The following is a 17,280-nucleotide window of genomic DNA, read 5'->3' on the forward strand; positions in this document are numbered from 1 at the left end:
CCGCATGACGCCCAACCCTTCCATCGAGAGGACTCGCCCCGGCAAGCCGGGTCGAGCCTCTCATGTCAAACGTTAGGCGTCACAGCCAGAACCTCCCCCTTCTCGCCGAGTCTCCGTTCAGTCCAGCTTGGAACCTCGTACACTTTGCACACACAGGCTACAAAATAAGAATGCCAATGGAGGACGTATATGCATAGCTCACTTACAGCAATACTCGCGCAACTCAAAACCGTCGTCACGCAACTCCGTTCAGCGGTGCCCAACGACGAACCATTCGGTAATGCACACAACAACTGGAGCTTTCCCGGCTTGAATCGGGCGGAGCTAATTGACGAAACAGAGTCTCTCATAAAGGTCATTGAGGAGAATGCAATTGAAGATATTGAAAAAGATCGCGCCGCGGAACTAAATGATTATGTTCGGCGTCTGAAGCACCTTCATACCCAAACGATTCCCAATCTTTGGGGAAATGCAGGTCAAGCCGTAACGGCTTTCATGCTGACCTTGCAAGGCTTACGGCGCGCACTCACCAAGGCTCTACCGCTTGATAACCATGCTGCGGCAACGACGACACTTCGTCGCCTGACTGCGCAAGTAAGAAGTATGGAAGCTAGGTTGCTCGATCTTGAACCGCGAACAACATCACTGACGTCAATGGTTTCACGCATAGAAGCGGCACACGAAGCAGCGGACCAATTGCCGACTGATCTTGCATCTCTCGCGGAATCCAGATCCAAACTCGAAACGCTGCTTCACGACTCAACGATAGATTTTGGAAGGATTGAGTCGCTGCGAACGCAGGCAGATGAACTTGACCGAAAACTTCGCCAGAGTGCCGACGACGCAAAGGCAGTTATTGATCGTTGCGAGACAGCCTACTCTGCCGCGACAAGCGTAGGCTTGGCAGCGGCCTTTTCCGAGCGATCGTTGACGCTGTCCAAGTCTATGTGGTTCTGGGTTGCGGGGCTCATCGCTGCACTTGCAGCAGGCAGTCACTTCGGCTCAACACAACTGCAAAGCCTTGTCAGCCTGTTTACGCAACCAAACGTAGGAACTGCAGTTATTGCTCTAAATCTCTTGCTCTCCATACTTTCAGTAGCCGCTCCAGTTTGGTTCGGTTGGCTCGCAACAAAGCAAATAGGCCAAAGATTTAGGCTTGCAGAGGACTATGCCTTCAAGGCTTCAATTTCTCGGGCATATGAGGGCTTTCGCCGCGAGGCTGCTAAGGTTGACAAGAACATGGAAGCTCAGCTGCTAGCTTCGGCACTAAATCGCCTTGACGAGCAACCTCTCCGCCTTGTCGAATCCGACAGCCATGGTAGTCCTTGGCACGAGATAGCGGCATCAGACTCTGTCAAACAAGCTCTGCGCGCTGTTCCCGGATTTGCTGGACAGATTAAGGAGTTGGCAGAATCGGCGATAGACGCAGTTAAGTCCAGAAGGACTACTGCACAAAAGGTAGCTCCCGATCAAGATGCTGCATAGCATCGCACGGTGACGCCTAACCACTCGCTCAAGCGGAGCACCAACGGCAGGACGCCAGGCCCGGGCCGGTGAAAATGTACCGTGTACCACCGGCCTGGGCCTGGTGGCCTGCCGTTGGCGCCCGCTTAGCTCGAACGTTGACCGACCGCTTACTCGCTTGATCGATGGCCGCTCCTGGCCGGTACCACTAGTTCCCGCCCGCACCAAGATGCTGACACTCACCGTGGAGCTGGACCTACCGACTGCTTTCTTAGGCTCCAGTCGGCTCAAGCCGACCCTAAGCGGTCTTTCGGCGGAGGGCCTCATAGCGCCATCCCGTTTGCAGCTATCGGCAGGTCCTGTGGAGTCAAACTTGAACGGCACAGTAGACTGTCAAAGCGATTTGGGGGACAGACCGGCGACTCGGTGGGCTGTTCGGAATTTGTCGGGTTTGTCGGATCTGTTATTCCTGCTCACCAACCCGCCAGTTTGGGTCAACTGGTTGACTTCAAACAATTTTCGGAGGAAGCATGCGACATTGTTTGACGACTGGCGTTGTGGGGACCCGGTGTTTTTCCTATTTAATCAAAGTTAGCCAGCCTATTCCAGTTGCGCGATAGACCAACGTGAACTATGTGGAGAAATCATTGATACTAACCAGCGTTACTAAAAGAGCATGGCCTTCTGTTATTGCTTTTGCATTGACAGCTGCCTATTTCGGCAATTGCAAAAAAGCTCATGCTGAGGATTGGAAGCCCAGTCCTGCGCAAGCCAAAACAATTGCATCTGTGTGCGATGGATATCAACTCATCGCTGGTGCGATGTTTAGCTTGAAACAGCAAGGTAAACCAAGGGTACCGGGATCCAACCACTTAGCCGAAAAGATCGCCGACGAAATATTTTCGCCAACTACTTCCATCACGACGGAAGAAATGGCCAAGAAGTGGAGTGATGAGATATGTATTCCTCTCGTCACTAAAAGCGAATACCTAAAACAGTTGCGAGCAAACAAGTAAATGCGCGTCGCCGTGCTCGCGCTGGCAAACATTCCAATCCACCGAACCGTCAAAAGCTGTGCTTTTGCCGTCCGGTAATTTACAACGTTAATCCAAAGGAGGATAACCTTGGGAGCATGGGGTCACAAGAATTTCGAGAACGATGATGCCGGTGACTGGGTCTATGATTTGGAGAAGTCGAAAGACAAATCTGTCATTCATCAGGCTCTGGACACCGTGCTGAACAATCAGGAATATCTGGAAGCACCAGATTGCTGTGTTGCACTCGCAGCCGCAGAGGTTGTCTATGCTGGGAAGACATCGGATCACTCACGTGTTTCAGAAGATGTGTCCGCCTGGCTAAACCGGAAGCACGGCTTCATCAAGAAGAAGGCAATTACATTCGATTCTGAAGATGTCTCCAAATCAATCCAGGCTGTTGGAAAAATACTAGACTCATCCGAGCTGAAGGAGTTGTGGGAGGAATCTGATGATTTTCAATCATGGGTCGATTTGCAGATTGAACTTATAGCCAACCTAGAAGAGAGGGCATGACAAATGCTTGCAGCCGCCACACTATGGTGCGTTGCTGAAACGGGAAGTTGAAGGACTGCTTTTCGGTTTGACAACCGACCGGTGTTGGCCGGGGTCGGGCCTTCGTTTGTTTTACGATCTCTTCGCACCTGCGTGCGTCCTCACATGGTGCACTCGAACTGGGCTTTCATGCTCGGGAGTGAGTGGGCCAACTCATGATTGGTTAGGCGTTACTACAGATGTTCATATGAACGAAAAACAATTGAAGCTACTAGCGGTCCTCATCTCCGCTTTCAGCGCCATGCTTCTCACAGGCTGTGACACGATCAGCGGCAGCAGGCGCACTGTGCAGGTCCACCGATTACCAGAGGCTTCGGCTGTCGTCGCCGCCCTCAAATCTGTTCCTGGCGTTCAGCGCGTCATGCAACGAGAAGCCCCGCCTCGAACATCCTGGGGTTTATACGACGGTGTCAGACGCGACCCCGCTTTTAATCAGTTCTCATTTGCGACCACTACAACCGGAGGCGTAGTCGAGACCAAGCAGGATTCCGAGGGCGTAAAGACCGTTAGCGTTTACTCTCACTGGATGAACCACACTCCATCAAAGGCCAAGTTCGATGAGACTCGCGCTTTGCTCGACGCTGCATACCTCAGCTTGCGACGCGAAGAGTCCAGCTTGCCCCCGCCCGAAGAATTGAAAGAAACTCTCATTCGCTACCCCTCCAAATGATTGCAACGCCTAACCATGCGCTGCAGCGAACCCGGCCATTGCATCACTGTTGCAAGCTTAGCGTCCCGCAGGCCGAGTCGCTAAGCTTGGGTCGTTGACCGTCTGCTTCACCGCATGATCACCGACTGCTTCAGTTAAGGCTTGTGTGACACCTGCCCAGCCGCACAAGCGGTCGAACACCCTCACTGCTGTCGGGCAGGTGTTGCATAAGCCTCGAGGGAGGAAACCGCGGCGAGCGCCACGGTAGATGTCGAGCGCGGTGGCTATGGCGATTGCTCTGCGCTCGCGTCGCGAGTTGGCAGCCTACGACTGAGCATCGACACCTCATCGATGACCGCAGGCGCCCGTGCGTGTGCCACTTCGATACGACAGTAGCTCCTAGCCGAGCCTGCGCAGACGCTGACCAAACGACGCACGCAGCAGCCCACCGGACGCCATGTCCAGCGTCGAGTTGATCGGCGGTGTTCGAGCGTGGTCATGGTGCCGGCGGCGCCCGAATCGAGCAGTCGCGCAAGAGGACCTGCAGCACCGTCATCGCGTGGCCGCAGTGCGCGCAGACGAAGGTCGGACGCGGCGAGTCCAAGCCATCGGCGGCCGGCGCTTGCGGCGATGACGGCGTCACCTGCAACAACTGGCGCGCCAGCGCCAGGTTGACCCGCCGGTTGCTGTTGGCCAGCAGACCGTAGTGCCGGATCCGGTGGAAGCCGCCTGGGAGGACATGCAACAGGAAGCGGCGCATGAACTCCTGCGGGCTCAGCGTCATCGCCTTGTGGCGCTTCTTGCCCATGCCAGGCTTGTTCGCCCGGTAGTCCTTCCAGCGGAAGGTGACGCCGCGCTCGTCCATCGCGAGCAGCCGGCTGTTGGAGATGGCCACGCGGTGCGTGTATCGCGACAGGTAGGCCAGTACCGCCTGCGGTCCGGCGAATGGCCGCTTGGCATAGACCACCCACTCGCTCTTGCGCAGTGGCGCGAGCCACGCCTTGAAGGCATCGGCGTTGGTCAGCGCCGCATGCTCGCCGAAGAACCTGAGTTTGCCGCCATCGTGCAGCCGCTGCAGTTCCTCCAGGAAGCGGCGCCTGAACAACCGAGACAGAACGCGCACCGACAGGAAGAACCCCGGCCGGCAGGCCACCCAGCGCGAGCCGTCGGGCGCCAACCCGCCACCCGGCACGATGCCATGCACGTGTGGGTGATGAGTCAGGGCCGAGCCCCAGGTGTGCAGCACCAGCGTGGCGCCGATGTGGGCGCCCAAGTGCTTGGGGTCGGCCGCGATACGCAGCAGTGTCTCGGCGGCGATGTCGAACAGCAAGCCGTACAGCGCCGCCTTGTTCTGGTACGCGATGTCGGCGATCGGCGCCGGCAGCGTGAAGACCACGTGGTAGTACTCCACCGGCAGCAGATCGGCCTGGCGCGCATCCAGCCAGCGCTTGGCTGCGCTGCTCTGGCACTTCGGACAGTGCCGGTTGCGGCACGAGTTGTATGAAACCTGATCCAGGCCACACCCGTCGCAGCGCAGGACATGGCCACCCAGTGCCGCTGTGCGGCACTGGGTGATGGCCGACATCACCTTGAGCTGCGCCAGGCTCAGGTGGCCGCGCTGGGCCTCACGCCAGGCGGGTCCATGGGCACGGAAGATGTCGGCGACCTCCAGGGCGGGTCGCGCCTGCACGATGGCGTACCACTACAGGGCTGGCGGCTGCGGTGCAGGTTCGGGCGCTGGTTCGCCTGCGGGCTTGGCGGACGTGTGATCCAGAGGGCTGATGACCCGGCGCAGCAGGTCGGTGGCCACGGCAGCGTACAGGGTCGTGGTGTCCAGCCGCTTGTGCCCGAGCAGCACCTGGATGACGCGGATATCGACCTTCTGCTCCAGCAGATGGGTGGCAAAGGCATGGCGCAGGCCGTGCGGCGTGATGCGCTTGTCGATGTCGGCCGTGGCGGCGGCCAGGTGTACGGCGCGGTTGAGCTGGCGCGCGGTCACGTGATCGGTGGGGTCCAGGCCCGGGAACAGCCAACCACCGTGCCGGATCTTGCCCTGGGCATGGCCCAGTCTCCACCAGGCGCGCAGCCGCTCCAGCAGCACGGGGCTGAGCATGGCGTAGCGATCCTTGCGGCCTTTGCCCTGCTCCACGCGCAGGGTCATGCGCTCACCATCGATGTCGCCGACCTTGAGCGAGACGACCTCGCTGACGCGCAGGCCCGCGCCGTAGGCCACCGACATGGCGGCCTGGTGCTTGAGGTTGGGCGCGGCGGCGATCAGGCGACCGACTTCCTCGGGGCTCAGGATCACGGGCAGCTTGCGAGGCACAGCCACATGCGTCATCTTGAGCATGAGCTCGGGCCGGCCCAGCGTGATGTCGAAGAAGAACTTCAGCCCGGTGATGGTGGCGTTGATGGTGACCGGGCCGGTGCCGGTGTCCACCAGGTGCAACTGGAAGCGGCGCAGATCCTCGGCGGTGGCGGTGTGCGGCGAGCGGCCGAGGAAGGTGGCGAGCTTGCGCACGGCGCGGATGTAACCCTCCTGCGTGTGCTCTGCGAACTGGCGCATGCGCATGTCGTCGAGCATGCGTTGGCGCAGCGGCGAGACGGCCGCGGATGGGGTCGGGGTGGAAACGTCCATGATCCTGCTCCTGTCGGTGACCGAGGCGGATTGCCTCGACCGCCAACATCGCAGAATCACAGGCGCAACGAAGGCCACCAACGTAGCCGGAGCGCCTACCGCGCGAGCGGTTTAGTCCCCTGGCCGACACCCGCCCGTCGTAGGCTTCACACGAACAACGTTTCGATGCGCGCATCTGACGGCCCCCTTCAGGCGCTCGGTTCGTCTCCCGCACCAAGGGACCGCGGCTCCCCGCGACGGCCCAAGTAGGGCAACGCGAACAAATACAGCCCCGTCAACAGCAGCAGCCCCAAGGGGAGCAGCGGCGCGTAGGTCACCCAGGGTGGGGGCTCGCCCTGCCCTTGTGCGCGGACGACGAAGTTGGCGATGACCGTCGCCGTAAAGGCCATGGAGACCCAGCGGTGGGTCCGGCGAAACCAGGCACTGCCGTTCATTTCGAGCCCTCCGCCGCCTGGATCATCTTCCAGCCGTTGCCCGCCGGGTCGCGGAAACCGGCGTCGATGCTGCCAAAGCGTTCCACCGGCTCCTGCGTGAATTCCACGCCCAGGGCCTGCAACTGCCCGTAGGTGGCCCGGCAGTCGGCCACGGTCAAGACCAGCGGCGGCATCGCGCCCTTGGCCACCATGGCGCGCAGCGTCTGCGCCGTCGCCTCGTCGTGCATGGGCGGCCCCGGTGTGAACAGGCCAAGCTGGAACGACGGCTGCTGCGGGTGCTGCACCGTCAGCCAGCGGTAGGCGCCATTGCGCACGTCGGTGTGCACGCGAAAACCGAGCTTGCCGACGTAGAACTCCAGCGCTTCGTCTTGGTCGTTCACGTACAAGCCCACCACATTGATACCTTGGCTCATCACATCTCCTTGGTTGAATCCTTGAGGGATGGCCGGTTTGTACCCTTCGCGGCGCGGCGCCGCTTCTCCGAAACTGCTGTGGTGAGGTCTGGCCGCTGCGCGGCTTTCAGCACGCAGGCGGGCACGCGGTCGAGGGGCCCCGCCGCGGCCCTGGCCTGCAGGCGCAGGGCGCTCGGGCTCTGGCCGGTGATGTCGCGGAAGATCCGCCCGAAGGTGCCCAGGCTCTCCCAGCCGGTGGCGAAGGCGATCTCGATGATGGGCAGCTCGGTGTCGCGCAGCAGCGTGGTGGCCTGCTCGATGCGCCGCGTCAACAGGTAGCGGTGCGGCGGGATGCCGAAGGCCTGCTTGAACGAGCGCGCGAAATGGGCTTCGGAAACACCGCTCACCTCGGCCAGCCGCTTCACGGGCCAGGCTTCGTGCGACGCCGCATCCATGCGGTCTTTCGCACGCAGCAGGCGCCGCAGCAGGGCCGGGTCTTGCAAGCCACCCGCTTCCGGCGATGCGATGGGCGATGCGTCAGGGGCTCGGCGGGGCGGCATGCAAGGCAAGGGGGTCGACGGTGGTCCCTTCGCCTTACCGCACCGCCCCAAACCGCTGCTCCATCTCGCGCCGCATGGCCTTGCGCACCTCGGCCGCGGCGTGGCGGCGGCGTTCGTCGGGGGAGAAGGGGCGCAGGGGGGCCACGGGGACGGGTTTGCCGGTGTCGTCCACCGCCACCATGGTGAAGAAGCAGCTGTTGACGTGGCGCTTGGCCTGGGTGCGGATGTTTTCCGCGATCACCTTGATGCCCACTTCCATGGAGGAGCTGCCGGTGTGGTTGACGGAGGCGAGGAAGGTGACGAGTTCGCCCACGTGGATGGGTTGGCGGAACATGACCTGGTCCACGCTGAGGGTGACGACGTAGCTGCCGGCGTAGCGGCTGGCGCAGGCGTAGGCCACCTGGTCGAGCAGTTTGAGGATGGTGCCGCCGTGCACGTTGCCGGAGAAGTTGGCGGTGTCGGGGGTCATCAGCACCGTCATGCTGAGCTGGTGAGCGGGCAGTTCCATGGGGTCTTCGCGGAGGTGTGGGTTGAACGGGCGGCCGCGGTGCGCGGGCGCGAGCAGCCGCGATGGTGCCACGCAGCGCAAGGGCCCGCCAGCGGGCGGGCCATGAGGCCGGCCGTGGCAGGCTCGGCACGGGCCACGGGCCCAACCCCTCTCAGGCGCTCAGACCCCGGCGGTCTGCCAGCCTTGCCAGAGCGTCCACACCCCGCCCACCACCAGCAGCCAGCCCAGGCTCTGCCCGGCCAGCACCTGGGCGCGCCCGCTGCCGCGCAGCCAGGCTTTGACGCGCACGCCGCCCAGCGCCACGGCGCCGTACACGCCGATCTGGGTGGCCGCGATGATGGCACCCAGGGCCACGGCCTGCACGGCCAGCGGGCCGTAGGCCGGGTGCACGAACTGCGGGAACACGGCGACCATGAAGAGGTAGGCCTTGGGGTTGAGCAGGCAGGTGAGCAGGCCGCGCCGGAAGGTGGCGGCGAGCGGGCGCGAGGCCTGCGCGCTCACCTCGCCCAGCGCGGCGGCGCCGCGCACAAGCTGCCAGCCGATCCAGGCGAGGTAGAGCGCGCCGGCGATGAGCATGGCGTTGAACAGCTGGGGCAGCGCCTGCAGGGCCAGGCCCACGCCGAGGCTGGCCATGGCGGTATGCACCACGCCGCCGGCGACCACGCCCGTGAGCGCAGCCAGGCCGCCTTTGAGGCCGTCCACCAGCGAGCTGCCGAGCACGAAGGCCATGTCGAGCCCGGGCAGCGCGATGATGCCGAACACGAGCAGAAAGAAGAGCCAGAGGTGGGCGGTGTGGGCGAGGGGGAAGCTGAGCCAGTCCATGGAGGGTATGGGGTGAAAGTTGCGATGGGCAGAGCTTGCCTGCCATAACATGCCATGTTGTGTCATGTATTAATCACGTCCACCCCTGCCGCGCTTCGCGCGACCCCCTCAAGGGGGCATCACCAGAGGCCCGGCAAAGCCGGTTCCTCGGTGATCGCTGGGATAGGGCGCTTCATGCGTTGTGCATGTCACTCCGGAGCCATGGGAAATTGAGATGAAAGCGAGCCGCCTGCTGTCGATCCTGATGCTGCTGCAGGCGCATGGCCGGCAGACGGCGCCCGCGCTGGCACGCGCGCTGGAGGTGTCGGTGCGCACGATCCTTCGCGACATTGACCAGCTCTCGGCGGCGGGCGTGCCGCTGTGGGGCGAGCGCGGGCGCCAGGGCGGGTTTCAGCTGCGCGAGGGCTGGAGCACACAGCTCACGGGGCTGACGGAGCCGGAGTCGCAGGCGCTGCTGCTGGCCGGGCTGCCGGGCGCGGCGACGGACCTGGGCCTGGGCGCGGCGGCGGCTTCGGCGCGGCTGAAGATGGTGGCGAGCCTGCCGGCCGAATGGCGCGAGCAGGCCGACCGCGTGGGCGCGCGCCTGCACATCGACCCGGTGGACTGGTACCGCGCGCAGGAGACGCCAGCGCATCTGCGCGAGGTGGCCGAGGCGGTGTGGAACGCGCGGCGCGTGGCCGTGCGCTACGAGAGCTGGCGCGGCCAGGCCGAGCGCGAGCTGGAGCCGCTGGGCCTGGTGCTGAAGGCGGGCACCTGGTACATGGCGGCGCGTGCGACGGGGCAGGACGCCGTGCGCACCTACCGGCTCGGCGCCGTGAAGACACTGCGCACGCTGCCCACGAAATTCCGCCGGCCCAAGGCGTTCGACCTCGCGGCCTACTGGCAGGCCTCGGCCGCCCGCTTCGAGGCCGAGTTGCGCACGCTGCAGGCGCGGGTGGCCGTGTCGCCGCGCGCCCTGGGCTGGCTGCACAACGAGCGCATTCCCTTTGCGCCCGACGCGGCGCCGGGCGCTGAGCCGAACCGCGTGGGCTGGACGACGGTGCTCATGCCCATCGAGTCCGTCGAACACGGCGCGCGCCGCTTGCTGTCTTACGGGGCCGAGGTGGAGGTGATCGCGCCGCCCGCGCTGCGGCAGCGGCTGCTCGACGAGCTGGCGGCCACCCGGGCGCGTTACCCTGACGGCGTGTGATGCCGGGTCAGTTCGCCCGCGGTTGCGCCAGGAAGAAGCGCAGCATTTCGGCCGAGGCGTTGGGGCCGGCGCTGTCGGTGTAACTGCCGGCCGCGTCGCCGCCAGACCAGGCGTGGCCCGCGCCGTGCAGCGTCCAGACTTCCACGCGCGGCTGGCCGCTGGCGTCGCTGTGCACGGTGCGGGTGTAGCCGCGACCATCGGGCGCCACGCCTTGCTCGGTGTGGCTGCGCAGGCCGGCCTGGCTCGCCGCTGTGTGGGCGGCGTGGGCACCCAGGGCCTGCTGCTCGATGTGTTCGGCGTTGCTGAGCTTCACGGTGCGGTCGTGGTCGCCGTGAAAGACGATGGTGGGCACGGCCTGCGTGGTCTGGCGGCGCGGGTCGTCTGCGGTGCCGGGAAAGTGGGGCCTGCCCATCACGCTGTGGCCTTTCATGGCGGACAGGGCCGACGAGATGTCGTGCGCGGCGGCGTAGGGCAGGCCCGAGTGGGCGCCCACGGCGGCGAACAGCTCGGGGTAGGTTTCCCCCAGGATCACGGCCATGGCCGCACCGGCCGAGAGACCCGCGACGAAAACGCGCCGAGCGTCCACCGGCTGCTCGGCCACCACGGCCTGCACCATGTCGGCGATCAGCTCGGCCTCGCCACCTTCGCGCGCCTGGCTTTCGGCGCGAAACCAGTTCCAGCAGCGCGAGGCGTTGGCGGCCACGGCCTGCTCGGGGTAGAGCACGAGAAAGCCGTGCTGGTCGGCCAGGCGGTTCATCTGCGTGCCGGCGGCAAAGTCGTCGGCCGACTGGGTGCAGCCGTGCAGCATGACCACCAGCGGCATGGCTTTGGCCTTGGCCTTAGCGACCTGCGGGGGCAGGTAGAGCTTGTAGGCGCGGGTGCCCACGGCGGCGCTGAAGTTGCCGGCGAGGAACTGGCCTTCGGCGGTTTCAGCGGCTTCGACCGTGTGGTCCGGCTCATTGGGAGGGGCCGGCTCGGCGGCGGGCCGCTTGGCGGCCGGGGCCGTGGTTTCGGGCGGCGTGGCCACCTCGCGCGCCACCACGTCGATGGTGTCGGCGTCAGCGGGCGGGCGCCTGGCGGGCGCTGCGCCGGACGGCTGTGCCCCGCCACCCAGGCCCGCCGACGACAGGGCCTTGCGGATCGTCTCGGTCACGCCGCGCATGGGGCCGCTGCCGGTGTTCAGCCCGGCGGCCTTGAGCGCGCGCTCGATGGTGTCTTGGATGTTCATGGCAATGGCACTCGGGATGGGGGTGAGGTGGGCGGGCGGTGAGGTGCGTTGTTTCAAATCGGGAGGGTTCTTTCAGCAAGCGTGGGCATGGGCGGGCGCCTGCGGGTGGGTGGATGTGGTTGAAGAAAAGGCGGCGTCAGAGCATGCGGCCGGCCAGCGCCTGCCGCACGGCGGCACTGGCGTGGAAAGCGCCCAGCACCGACACGGAAGCGATGGCCGCCAGGGCCAGTTCGGGCGACACGTCGTCGGCGATGCGCGCCAACCCGACCACCTGGATGTTCAGCTGCTGCCCGGCGGCCACGGCGCGTTCCAGATCGGTGCGGCTCAGGTGCTGCAGACCCAGCATGAGCATGCGGCGTGCCACCGTCTGGCGCAGCGTGTCCGCGTGCGAGGCGAGCAAGTTGCGCACGGCGGTACGGATCAGGTCGGAGCGGTTGGAATAAAAGCCCTCCTGCACCAGCAAGTCCACCTGCCCGAGGTCCACCACACCGAGGTTGATGGTCATCTTCTCGGTCTCGCCGACCCGGGCTCTGGGGTCGGTCAGTTTGTTCTCGGCCATCTTGGCACCATCCTTATGGATTCCATATGGATGGTATTGAAGCACGTTTGGGGATAAGGCGGGGATCTTTCGGATCGGCGGTCTGGGGTTCGCGGGACTGTTCAGCACGAAACCTCCGACCTATCATCCGCCTGCTTTAGCACCCTTCTTTCACCATCAAGGAGCAGACATGGCAGGCAGCTACGAATTGGGTTCCAACGACAAAGGGCAGTTCTCATTTGTCCTGAAAGCGGGCAACGGGGAGGTGATCCTGCGCAGCGAGCAGTACGCCACCAAGGCCTCGGCGGAGGGTGGCATCCAGTCGGTGCAGGCCAACTGTGGCGACGACGCGCGCTACGAGCGCAAGGACGCGTCCGACGGGCGCTGCTACTTCAACCTCAAGGCCGCCAACCACCAGGTGATCGGCACGAGCCAGATGTACAAGGCGGCGGCGGGCCGCGATGCGGGCATCGAGTCGGTGAAGACCAATGGCAAGACGACGACGGTGAAGGTGGTCTGAGCGGCTGAGGGCTTCAGCGCTTCTGCAAAAAAGCGACCCTCGGGTCGCTTTTTTTCGGCCGCTCACATCACGCGGTAGACCCTGCCGGTCTGCGCGCCTTCCACGCTGCGCTGGTAGGCCAGGCCCACGCGTTGCGACGACACGGTTTCGAAGCCGGGAAAGAACGGGCCGTAGGTGGGCAGCGATTCGGTCAGCAGCGTCGGGCTGACGGCGTTGATGCGGATGCCGCGCGGCAGCTCGATCGCCGCGGCGGCCACAAAACCTTCGATCGCCGCGTTCACCGCCGTGGCGTTGGCGCCGTTGCGGATCGGCTCGATCGCCAGCACGCCGCTGGTCAACGTGATGGAGCCGCCATCGTTCAGGTAGCGGTGGCCGGCCAGGGCCAGTTGCACCTGGCCGAGCAGCTTGTCCTGCAGGCCGAGTTTGAACTGCTCGGCGGTCATCTCGGTCAGCGGGCCGAAGTGCAGGTTGCCGGCGGTGCTGATGATGGCGTCGACGGGGCCCACCGCTTCCAGCAAGGCCACCAGGCTGTCCGGTTGTGACAGATCGGCGCGGTGCTGGCCGCTGCTGCGCCCGGCGCTGACGATTTCGTGGCGCGAACCCAGGGCCTGCACCGCGGCTTGTCCGATGGTGCCGCCGGCACCGATGAGAAGAATCTTCATGGCTGTTTCCTGTTCAGTGGAAGTTGAGAAGCCGCCATTGTTTGCCTAACACTTTATGGCATAAAGTAGCAAACTCTTCTCACACTACAAACCATTGGTTAGGAATACGCATGGACAAGCTGCGCAGCATGGAGGTGATGGTGGCCGTGGTCGACGCGGGCAGTTTCGCGGCTGCAGCGAGCCGGCTGGAGATCTCGGCGGTGATGGTGGGCAAGCACATCCAGCAGCTGGAAGCCCACCTGGGCGCCCGCTTGCTCCAGCGCAGCACGCGCCGCCACAGCCTCACCGAAGTGGGCGCGGCGTTCTACGAAGACTGCAAGCGCGTGCTGGAGCAGGTGCGCTGGGCCGAGTCGGCGGTGGAGCGCAGCCGCGCAGCGCCCCAGGGGCTGTTGCGTGTGAGCGCGCCGGTCACGCTGGGCAGCCACACCATCGCGCCGCTGGTGGCGCAGTTTCTGTTGCGCTATCCAAAGGTGCGTGTGGACCTGCAGCTGACCGACGGCGTGGCCGATCTGGCCGGCGAGGGGATTGACGCTGCCGTGCGCATCGGCCGCGTCGCCGACGAAAGCCTGGTCGCCCGGCCGCTGCGGCCCTACCGCATGATGATCGCCGCCGCGCCGGCTTACTTGCAGCGCCATGGCAGCCCGCAGAGCGCCGCCGATCTGGCGCGGCATGTCTGCCTGAGCCATTCGGTCTGGCAGCGCCGCACCGAGTGGACGCTGCACGAAGGCTCACAGTCGTACCAGTGGCCCGAGCAGGCCCGCCTGACCTGCAACCACGGCGACGGCCTGCGCCGCGCCGCCCTGGCCGGGCTCGGCCTGGTGATGCAACCCGAGGTGCTGCTGGCCGACGACCTGGCCAGCGGCCAGCTGGTGGCAGTGCTGCAGCACTGCTCGCCGCCGGCCCGGCCGGTGCACCTGGTGTACGCGTCCGACCGCCGCCAGTTGCCCAAGCTGAGCCGTTTCGTGACCCACGTGCTGCGCGCGATCGGGCTGCCGCCGCGTTGACGCCCCGGTGCGCGTGCCCTGCGATTCAGGGCCCGAGGGCAGCGAGCTCGCCACACAGCCGCGCCTGCACCGCCACCATGCCGCGGTAGGCCACCACGGCCTCGCTCATTGAGGCCAGCGCTTCGGCCAGCTGCGTGGCGCGCCCGGGCTCGACGCCCAAGGCCTCGGTGAGCGGGCACACCATCACGCGGATGAAGAACACGCCGCGCCGCAGCGCGGGCAGCGGCAGCGTGGTCTGGCGCTCGACGCGGAAGAACACCTGGTCGATCAGGCGGCCCGACGCGCCCGATGCGTCGGCCTGCGCCACCGCGTCTTCCCAGCGCGTGCGGCGGGTCTCGGGGTGCTGGGCCAGATCGCCGTTGGGGGTGAGCAGCCAGACGTGGCGCAGCATGCTGGCCTGGCGAAAGGCCATGTCGATGATGGCCTGGCCGCCGGCCTGCAGCAGCGCGTTGTCGGCGACCGGCGCGTGGATGGCGGCGAAGTCCAGATGGATCTTTTCGGCGGGCGCCCAGTTGGAGGGGAAGCACACCGAGAGGAAGCGCGTTCGCATGCCTTCGCGGTCGTCGTGCAGGATCACGAAGTCTTCCTGCAGGCCCTGCGCCAATGCGTCGGCCTCGGGTGCGATCGCGACGCCGGTCTGCCGCTCGTAGGCCTCAGCGATGGCCTGCAACACGGCCGGGTCGGCCTCGCCGATCTGGCTACGTGCGCGGTGCTGCTGCAGCGACACTCGTTTGTGTTCGGCGTAGGCGGCGGCCTGCGGATCACGCACGAACAGCGGTGGCGCTGCCTCGGGCGCGCCGTGCACCGTGGTCAGGCGCGCGAGACCCGGGCGCATGCGAAACGGGCTGCTCACGGCCCAGGGGACTTGGGTGGCGGGGGTCTGGACGTTCATGAAGTCATTGTGCAAGGCCCCCTGTTCCGCCTTCAGGCCAGACACGACGACTTCCGCAGAACCACGGCCTGCGCGGTGCTGCACCAGTTGGTAACAATTATTGCTTATATCCACATACGATTTAAGGTTATCCAAAGCCGCGGGACCTAGCTTCATTTCACGCAATACGCGTGAAACCAAAGAGAAGGAGAAATCATGAAAGTGACGCAATGGCCCCGAAGTCGGGTGTTGCACACCGGCTTGATCGCCCTGACCGCTGCTTGCGCCCTGGTGGCCTGCGGTGGTGCGACCGACTCGGACAGCAACGCGGGGCTGACCCGCTCTAAAACCGCCCGCACCGATCCCGCTTCCCCCGGCCTTGAAACCCAGGCCAACACCAACAGCGGGACCGCTCTGACCACCACCGAAACCTCCACCGATGTGGCCGACTTGGCATCGCCGCAGGGATTGAGCAAAGACTCGTCGGGCGGCCGCATCGTGCAGCCGAAGAACACCGAAGGGCGCCTTCTTGCTTCCAATTGTTTCCAGTGCCACGGCACGATGGGCAGCGGCGGTTTCGAAAACATCCGCGGTGGGGAGGCTGAAGAGGTGCTGGAGTACATGACCAAGACAGCGAGCCGCGACATCATGGCCGCGCACGCGCAAGGCTACACCACGGCGCAGCTCCAGAAAATCATCACCTACCTCCAACAGTGAACGGAATCACCATGAAAAACAATCCAATCGAAACTGGGCTGTCTCGTCGCCAATGGGTGGGGCTTGCGGCGGGTGGGCTGGCCACAGGGCTGCTGCCGTTTGCGGGCTGGGCCGACAGTGGTGTCACCTCCCTGCGGTCCGTCAAGGGCCGGAAACCCGTCACGGTCGCCAGCGAGCTGGCGACGACCGGCATCTCGGGTCAGCGGGTGGTGGTGGTCGGTGGCGGCATGGCCGGCATGACCGTGGCCAAGTACCTCCGCCTGTGGGGCGGCAGCGGCCTGCAGGTCACGCTGGTGGAGCCCGACGCGCTCTACACCTCCAGCATCATGAGCAACCTGGTGCTCAACGGCAGCCGCAACATTTCAACGCTGCAGTTCACGCGCGACGCGCTGACCACCCGCTACGGCGTGGTCCGCAAGGCGGGCAGCGTGGTGGCGATCGACCGCAACACACGAACCGTCACGCTGTCGGACCAGTCGACGCTGATGTATGACCGCCTGGTGCTCGCGCCCGGGGTCAGCTTCGACGACGCCTACGGCCTGACGCAGGCCGACTACGAGGCGCGCACCCCTCACGCCTGGCGGGCCGGTGCCCAGACCACGCTGTTGCGGCAACAGGTTGTCGCCATGCGCGACAAGGACGTTTTCGTGATGACGATCCCGAAGGCGCCCTACCGCTGCCCACCCGGCCCTTACGAGCGCGCCTGCGTGGTGGCAGATCACCTGAAGACCACCCAGCGCGCGGGATGCCAGGTGATCGTGCTCGACGAAAACCCGTCGATCCAGGCCGAGCGGCACACCTTCGAAACGGCCTTTGGCCAAACCCACGCGGGCGTGATCCGCTACGTTCCCGGTGTCACCGGGATCACCATCGACCCCATGACCAAGGTGGTGTCCTACGTGGACGCCCTGGGGGTGAGTCAGGTAATTCAGGCCAGGGTGGTCAACCCCATCGTGCCGCACCGAGCCACCGGCAGCGAGGCGGGCGGGTGGCTGGCGCAGGCGGGCCTGAACAACGGCACCGCAGGTCGCTGGGCCAATGTCAATGTCCTGAGCTATGAGTCGACGGCGGCGGGCGCGGTCGGCATCCACGTGATCGGCGATGCGTCCAGCTGCGGCATGCCCAAGGCTGGACACGTGGCGAACCAGGAGGCCAAGATCTGCGCCGATGCCATCGTGCGACTGATGACCGGCGGCCAGCCAGACCCACAGCCAGTGGCGAACTCGGCCTGTTATTCGCCGATCACCGCGAAAACCGCCTCGTGGTTGACCGCCGTGTACCAGTACGACAGCGCCGACGGCAAGATGAAGATTGCTTCCAATGGCGGCCAGTTGCTGATCAATGGCGTACCGGCCGTGCCCACCGAGGCCGCAACGGTCAGCCAGGACAACTTCAAGGACATGGGCACCTGGTTCACCACCTTGATGCGGGACACGGCGGCCTGAACGGCCGGTTCCGACAGTCCCCCGGCCACGCTGCCCCGTCTCTGGCGGAG

Annotated in this window: 20 protein-coding genes; 9 read left to right on the plus strand and 11 right to left on the minus strand. The window is 64.9% G+C overall.

Annotation, left to right across the window (positions count from 1 at the left end; genetic code table 11):
* Window positions 1–189 precede the first annotated feature (189 nt).
* The 4 genes from HTA01S_RS24650 (at window position 190) to HTA01S_RS25200 (ending at window position 3,723) form a co-directional block, all read left to right on the plus strand.
* Entirely contained in the window at window positions 190–1,485 is a 1,296-nt protein-coding gene (locus tag HTA01S_RS24650; RefSeq protein WP_218017331.1) for a hypothetical protein, read from the plus strand.
* Window positions 1,486–2,090: 605 nt separating this feature from the next.
* The gene (locus tag HTA01S_RS25195) at window positions 2,091–2,480 is read left to right on the plus strand and encodes a hypothetical protein (RefSeq protein ID WP_157572038.1); all 390 of its coding nucleotides are present in this window, start codon (window positions 2,091–2,093) and stop codon (window positions 2,478–2,480) included.
* A 108-nt stretch (window positions 2,481–2,588) separates the two neighbouring features.
* Window positions 2,589–3,014: a DUF4259 domain-containing protein gene (locus HTA01S_RS24655; RefSeq protein WP_169804759.1), complete on the plus strand. Its 426-nt coding sequence runs from the start codon at window positions 2,589–2,591 to the stop codon at window positions 3,012–3,014.
* 226 nt (window positions 3,015–3,240) lie between these two features.
* On the plus strand, window positions 3,241–3,723 hold the full coding sequence (locus HTA01S_RS25200) for a hypothetical protein (RefSeq protein ID WP_157572039.1): 483 nt from the start codon (window positions 3,241–3,243) through the stop codon (window positions 3,721–3,723).
* 475 nt (window positions 3,724–4,198) lie between these two features.
* Here the strand turns inward: HTA01S_RS25200 and HTA01S_RS09545 are convergent, their stop codons facing one another.
* The 7 genes from HTA01S_RS09545 to HTA01S_RS09575 all read right to left on the minus strand — a co-directional run bounded on the left by HTA01S_RS09545 (window position 4,199) and on the right by HTA01S_RS09575 (window position 9,056).
* On the minus strand, window positions 4,199–5,392 hold the full coding sequence (locus HTA01S_RS09545) for an IS91 family transposase (RefSeq protein WP_068169975.1): 1,194 nt from the start codon (window positions 5,390–5,392) through the stop codon (window positions 4,199–4,201).
* Window positions 5,393–5,404: 12 nt separating this feature from the next.
* Window positions 5,405–6,340, minus strand: a complete 936-nt coding sequence (locus tag HTA01S_RS09550) for a tyrosine-type recombinase/integrase (RefSeq protein WP_068169979.1) — start codon at window positions 6,338–6,340, stop codon at window positions 5,405–5,407.
* A gap of 188 nt (window positions 6,341–6,528) precedes the next feature.
* Window positions 6,529–6,774 (minus strand): hypothetical protein, encoded by a 246-nt coding sequence (locus tag HTA01S_RS09555; RefSeq protein WP_068169982.1) that lies wholly within the window; start codon window positions 6,772–6,774, stop codon window positions 6,529–6,531.
* A complete protein-coding gene (locus tag HTA01S_RS09560; RefSeq protein WP_068169985.1) occupies window positions 6,771–7,187 on the minus strand; it encodes a VOC family protein in 417 nt (138 codons plus the stop codon). The genes HTA01S_RS09555 and HTA01S_RS09560 overlap by 4 nt, the downstream gene beginning before the upstream one ends.
* Window positions 7,187–7,726 carry a helix-turn-helix domain-containing protein gene (locus tag HTA01S_RS09565; RefSeq protein WP_068169988.1) on the minus strand — a complete coding sequence of 180 codons (540 nt, stop codon included), beginning with the start codon at window positions 7,724–7,726 and terminating at the stop codon, window positions 7,187–7,189. Before HTA01S_RS09565 ends, HTA01S_RS09560 begins: the two co-directional genes overlap by 1 nt.
* A gap of 34 nt (window positions 7,727–7,760) precedes the next feature.
* Window positions 7,761–8,234, minus strand: a complete 474-nt coding sequence (locus HTA01S_RS09570) for an acyl-CoA thioesterase (protein ID WP_068170750.1) — start codon at window positions 8,232–8,234, stop codon at window positions 7,761–7,763.
* 159 nt (window positions 8,235–8,393) lie between these two features.
* Entirely contained in the window at window positions 8,394–9,056 is a 663-nt protein-coding gene (locus HTA01S_RS09575; protein WP_068169992.1) for a LysE family translocator, read from the minus strand.
* A 214-nt stretch (window positions 9,057–9,270) separates the two neighbouring features.
* On the opposite strand from HTA01S_RS09575, the gene HTA01S_RS09580 reads away from it, so the two are divergent.
* The gene (locus tag HTA01S_RS09580; RefSeq protein WP_068169995.1) at window positions 9,271–10,245 is read left to right on the plus strand and encodes a helix-turn-helix transcriptional regulator; all 975 of its coding nucleotides are present in this window, start codon (window positions 9,271–9,273) and stop codon (window positions 10,243–10,245) included.
* 7 nt (window positions 10,246–10,252) lie between these two features.
* Here the strand turns inward: HTA01S_RS09580 and HTA01S_RS09585 are convergent, their stop codons facing one another.
* Both HTA01S_RS09585 and HTA01S_RS09590 read right to left on the minus strand, forming a co-directional pair.
* Window positions 10,253–11,473 carry an extracellular catalytic domain type 1 short-chain-length polyhydroxyalkanoate depolymerase gene (locus tag HTA01S_RS09585; protein WP_068170751.1) on the minus strand — a complete coding sequence of 407 codons (1,221 nt, stop codon included), beginning with the start codon at window positions 11,471–11,473 and terminating at the stop codon, window positions 10,253–10,255.
* Window positions 11,474–11,609: 136 nt separating this feature from the next.
* A complete protein-coding gene (locus HTA01S_RS09590; protein ID WP_068169998.1) occupies window positions 11,610–12,032 on the minus strand; it encodes a CopG family transcriptional regulator in 423 nt (140 codons plus the stop codon).
* A 169-nt stretch (window positions 12,033–12,201) separates the two neighbouring features.
* Here HTA01S_RS09590 and HTA01S_RS09595 point away from each other — a divergent pair, with 169 nt between their 5' ends.
* A complete protein-coding gene (locus HTA01S_RS09595; RefSeq protein WP_068170001.1) occupies window positions 12,202–12,531 on the plus strand; it encodes a YegP family protein in 330 nt (109 codons plus the stop codon).
* A 62-nt stretch (window positions 12,532–12,593) separates the two neighbouring features.
* On the opposite strand, the gene HTA01S_RS09600 is transcribed toward HTA01S_RS09595, so the two are convergent.
* Window positions 12,594–13,193, minus strand: coding sequence for a short chain dehydrogenase (locus HTA01S_RS09600; protein WP_068170004.1), 600 nt, complete (start codon window positions 13,191–13,193; stop codon window positions 12,594–12,596).
* A 110-nt stretch (window positions 13,194–13,303) separates the two neighbouring features.
* Between HTA01S_RS09600 and HTA01S_RS09605 the strand changes: the two genes are divergently transcribed.
* Window positions 13,304–14,197: a LysR family transcriptional regulator gene (locus HTA01S_RS09605; RefSeq protein ID WP_068170007.1), complete on the plus strand. Its 894-nt coding sequence runs from the start codon at window positions 13,304–13,306 to the stop codon at window positions 14,195–14,197.
* Window positions 14,198–14,222: 25 nt separating this feature from the next.
* Here the strand turns inward: HTA01S_RS09605 and HTA01S_RS09610 are convergent, their stop codons facing one another.
* Entirely contained in the window at window positions 14,223–15,089 is an 867-nt protein-coding gene (locus tag HTA01S_RS09610; protein ID WP_169804760.1) for a heme-dependent oxidative N-demethylase subunit alpha family protein, read from the minus strand.
* Between the two features lie 240 nt (window positions 15,090–15,329).
* Here HTA01S_RS09610 and HTA01S_RS09615 point away from each other — a divergent pair, with 240 nt between their 5' ends.
* Together HTA01S_RS09615 and HTA01S_RS09620 are read left to right on the plus strand one after the other, a co-directional pair.
* Entirely contained in the window at window positions 15,330–15,785 is a 456-nt protein-coding gene (locus HTA01S_RS09615) for a c-type cytochrome (RefSeq protein ID WP_157572040.1), read from the plus strand.
* A gap of 11 nt (window positions 15,786–15,796) precedes the next feature.
* A complete protein-coding gene (locus HTA01S_RS09620) occupies window positions 15,797–17,230 on the plus strand; it encodes an FAD-dependent oxidoreductase (RefSeq protein WP_084235990.1) in 1,434 nt (477 codons plus the stop codon).
* Window positions 17,231–17,280: the final 50 nt, after the last annotated feature.

The sequence above is a fragment of the Hydrogenophaga taeniospiralis CCUG 15921 genome (genome assembly GCF_001592305.1).
GTDB classification, from domain to species: domain Bacteria; phylum Pseudomonadota; class Gammaproteobacteria; order Burkholderiales; family Burkholderiaceae_C; genus Hydrogenophaga; species Hydrogenophaga taeniospiralis.